This window comes from Mycobacterium sp. (assembly GCF_049280035.1).
Taxonomy (GTDB): domain Bacteria; phylum Actinomycetota; class Actinomycetes; order Mycobacteriales; family Mycobacteriaceae; genus Mycobacterium.
In genome coordinates this window covers 1-4075 of sequence record NZ_JBAPPI010000622.1, presented here as the reverse complement: position 1 = coordinate 4075, position 4075 = coordinate 1, and the positions used below count along the sequence as shown (strand labels likewise).

Sequence of the window (4075 nt, the reverse complement as noted above, 5' to 3'; positions counted from 1 at the left end):
CGCTAAGACTGCGATTCAGCGGAGCGGTTGCTAACACTCCGCTAGTCCGGTGACCATGTTTGCCCGCTCCGCGCGGGCGGTCCTGCCTGCCAAAAGTCGCGTCGCAGACAACAACGGCGCCGAGTCCGCACGGGCGAAACGGCCGGCGGCATGGTCGCTGCGCAATTGGCCGGTGCGGTGGAAAGTCGTGGCCATTGTCGCGGTGCCTTTGGTGCTGGCAATGGTCTTCGGAGGATTGCGTGTCGCGGGTGCGCTTACCGATGCGCACGACCTTCGGCTGGCCGCCGATCGGGCCGAGGTGGTTCCGGCCATTACCAAATACATGTCGGCGCTCGATGTCGCATTGCTGGCGAGTTCCACCGGGGGCGACGCCGAGGGCGTGAAAAAGAATTTCGACGCCCGCAAACACGAACTGCAAGCCCGGCTGACGGAAACCGACGTTGCCGCCGATGTCGGGGCAGGGGTCAACGCCCTGCTGAACGGTGGCCAGACGTTGCTAGACGCGGTGGCGTCGAACGCCATCGGTTTGCGAGAGCGAGTCACCACTTACGCTCCGATCCTTTTGACTGCCGAGAATGCGATTGACGGATCGGTACGCGTCGACAACGTGCAAATCCGGGCTGCGGCCCAGGGACTAAGCCGCGCGATCGGGGCCCGCGGCCAGATGATGATGCAGCAGCTGCTGATCACCCGCGGCGCCGACCTGCCCGAGCCCGAGCTGCGCACGTCGATGATCACCCTGGCCGGTACCGAGCCGTCGACACTGTTCGGGATGGCTGAAGTGCTCGGCGTCGGCTCAGCAGAAGCCAAGACGGTGCAGCAGCAGATGGTGACCCGGATGGCAATTCTGTCCGATCCGAAGAGCCTGCTTGTCAACAATCCGGCGCTGCTCCACTCGATACAGACCACCGACGCGATCGCCGCACAGGTGATCAAAGACACCACCGCGTTGGTCACAAAATCCGTCGAGGATCAGGCCCGCAACCGGCGCGATGCGGCGATCCGCGACACCGTTGTCGTGGTGGTGGCCATCCTCGCCGCCCTCGGCATCGTGCTGCTGGTGGCGCGTTCACTGGTCCGCCCGCTGCGCGTGCTGCGGGACAGCGCCCTGAAGGTCGCGCACGAAGACCTCGAACGCGAGATCACCCGCGTTCGAGCCGGTGACGAACAGCCGCCCGAGCCGCTACCGGTTCACACCACCGAAGAAATCGGCCAGGTCGCGCACGCGGTCGACGAATTGCACACCCAGGCGTTGCTGCTGGCCGGTGACGAGGCCCGACTGCGGCTGCTGGTCAACGACATGTTCGAGACCATGTCACGGCGAAACCGCTCACTGGTCGACCAGCAGCTCTCGCTCATCGATCGGCTGGAGCGCAACGAAGAGGATCCCGATCGGCTCGACAGCCTGTTCCGCCTCGACCACCTGGCCGCCCGGATGCGCCGCAACGGCGCCAACTTGCTGGTGCTGGCGGGGGCGCAGAGCTCGCGGGGAGACCAACGCGCTGCGGTGCCGTTGTCGTCGATCGTCAACGCCGCGACCTCCGAGGTCGAGGACTACCGCCGAGTGGAAACGTCGATGCTGCCAGACTGCGCGTTCAACGGCGCGGCCGCCGGCGATGTCGTTCATCTCCTTGCGGAGTTGATCGACAACGCGTTGCGCTACTCACCGCCCGCGTCGCCGGTCCGCGTTTCGGCCTCACAGCGCAGCGATGCGGCGGTTCTGATCGAGATCCTCGACGTCGGGCTGGGCATGACCGACGGCGATCGGCGCATCGCCAACATGCGGTTGCGCGCCGGGGGAGAGGTCACTCCGGAGAGCGCTCGTCATATGGGTCTTTTCGTGGTCGGCCGACTGGCCGACCGACACGGTGTCCGGGTGCGGTTGCGCGGCTTGTCGACCGAGCGAGCGCGGTCGGGTACGACGGCCGAGGTATATCTGCCGGCGTCGTTGTTGGCCACTGCGGACGGCGGCTACGTTGCGCCGCGCGAACCGGCGGCGGTGCGCACAGAAGTGCCGGCCACGCCCGATCACCCGGCCGACGCAGCGGATTCCGGCGACACGCCAGATCTCGCCGCGCTGGCGGACACGGCAGAGCGCAACGGCTCCCATTCGACCGAATCACCGGTCACGTTATTGCCGCGGCGCAGGCCCGGATCCAGCGGCATCACCGGCGCCCCAGCCGACCAACCGGATCGGCCGTCACGGCGCGAGTCACCGCTACGCCGGCGGCCAAAGGTAGTTGAGCCTGCTAGTGAATCCTCCGAATCCCCGGAAGCCCCTGCGGCTCAACCGGTTTCGAACACGTCGTCGTTTCTCGGCTCGCGGGTGCGATTCACCCGGCAGCAGCCGCCCGAAGCGGAGCCGGTCGCGCCTGAGCCGGTCGCGCCGGAGCCGTCAGCTCAGTCCGATCCGCAGGATGTCGACGATGCCTGGCCCGCTGAAGCCGCGGCGACGTCGAGCGAACCGCCGGAGTCGGATCTGATCTACCAGCGGATGCTTTCCGAGTTTCTGGTTGACCCGCACGACTTGGCGCGTAGCGCCGACCTGGATTGGAAGTCGGTCTGGGACCATGGTTGGTCGGCGGCCGGAGAGGTCGAGAACGTGCCCGTGCAGGCCCACACCGACCAGGGCCTCCCGGTGCGTGACCCAGGCGCCCGGCTGGTGCCGGGGGGTGTGGGGCCCGAGCACAATGGTATTTCGGGCGTCGGGCACCATCGGGCAGACGAGGACAACGGGGCGGTATCGAACGGCGGATTGCATTCCGGCCGCAAACCTGCCCATGAGGCACCGGTGCGAGACCCGGAGGCGATCCGCGCCTCGATGAGTAGCCATTTCGGCGGCGTTCGCGCAGGACGATCGCACGCCCGCGATACAGAACAAGGATCCGATAACGAATGACGTCTGGCTTCAATTCGGCTCGCTCGGACAACTCCCTGGATTGGCTGGTGTCGAATTTCGCCCGCGAGGTTCCCGGGGTGTCGCACGCAGTGCTGGTATCCGTCGACGGGCTGCTGATCGCGGCCAGCGAGCACCTGCCGCAGGAGCGGGCGGATCAGCTGGCCGCGGTGTCGTCGGGTCTGGCCAGCTTGGCGAGCGGCGCCGCGCAGCTGTTTGACGGCGGCCAGGTGCTGCAGTCGGTGGTGGAGATGGAAAACGGCTACCTGCTGTTGATGCGGGTCGGCGACGGCTCGCATTTGGCAACGCTGGCCGTGACGTCTTGTGATATCGGTCAGATCGGTTACGAGATGGCCGTCCTTGTTGAACGGGTGGGCAATGTCGTGCAGTCGACCCGACGTGCTCCGTCACCCTCGTGATCGCCGATGGACAGTCGCGAGTCGCCGCCACCCGCAGCTGAGGCGAGCCTGGTCCGCCCGTACACGCTGACGGCCGGACGGACCAAGGCCAGCGTCGAGCTCCCGCTCGAGGCGCCGGTGCAGACGTTGCAGTCGGCGCTCTTTCACCGATGGCCACCCAACGACGTGCGAGGCAGGATTGTCCAACTGTGTGTCAAGAGTCCATCCGTTGCCGAAATCTCGGCTCGGCTGGATTTGCCGCTCGGTGTCACGCGTGTGTTGGTCGGTGATCTGGTGACTTCGGGCTACCTTCGAGTGAACCGGACATTGACCGATCGCTCGACCCGCGACGAACGCAGCGAACTCATAGGAAGGACGCTCCGTGGCCTACGAGCCCTCTAAGGGAGGGGCCCAACCGCATCCGAAGGCGCGTGATACCGCGTCGACGAAGATCGTCATCGCGGGCGGGTTCGGCGCCGGTAAGACGACGTTCGTCGGCGCGGTTTCGGAGATCATGCCACTGCGAACCGAGGCGATGGTCACCGACGCCTCGGTAGGCGTCGACATGGTGGAGGCCACCCCAGACAAACGCACCACCACGGTAGCGATGGATTTCGGCCGGATCACCTTGGACGAGGATCTGGTGCTCTACCTGTTCGGTACTCCAGGGCAGCGCCGATTCTGGTTCATGTGGGACGACCTGGTGCGCGGCGCGATCGGCGCGGTCGTCCTGGTGGACTGCCGACGCCTGCAGGACAGCTTTGCCGCGGTCGACTTCTTC

At 66.3% G+C, this 4075-nt stretch carries 4 protein-coding genes; all 4 read left to right on the top strand.

What is annotated here, in order from left to right:
• Nucleotides 1–49: 49 nt before the first annotated feature.
• The gene (locus tag WAN71_RS19975) at nt 50–2899 is read left to right on the top strand and encodes an ATP-binding protein (protein WP_422226987.1); all 2850 of its coding nucleotides are present in this window, start codon (nt 50–52) and stop codon (nt 2897–2899) included.
• Nucleotides 2896–3315 (top strand): roadblock/LC7 domain-containing protein, encoded by a 420-nt coding sequence (locus WAN71_RS19970; RefSeq protein ID WP_422226986.1) that lies wholly within the window; start codon nt 2896–2898, stop codon nt 3313–3315. Before WAN71_RS19975 ends, WAN71_RS19970 begins: the two co-directional genes overlap by 4 nt.
• 6 nt (nt 3316–3321) lie before the next feature.
• Nucleotides 3322–3696: a DUF742 domain-containing protein gene (locus tag WAN71_RS19965; protein WP_422226985.1), complete on the top strand. Its 375-nt coding sequence runs from the start codon at nt 3322–3324 to the stop codon at nt 3694–3696.
• The coding region (locus WAN71_RS19960; protein ID WP_422226984.1) for a GTP-binding protein at nt 3677–4075 on the top strand (399 nt) is incomplete at its 3' end. The genes WAN71_RS19965 and WAN71_RS19960, both read left to right, overlap by 20 nt.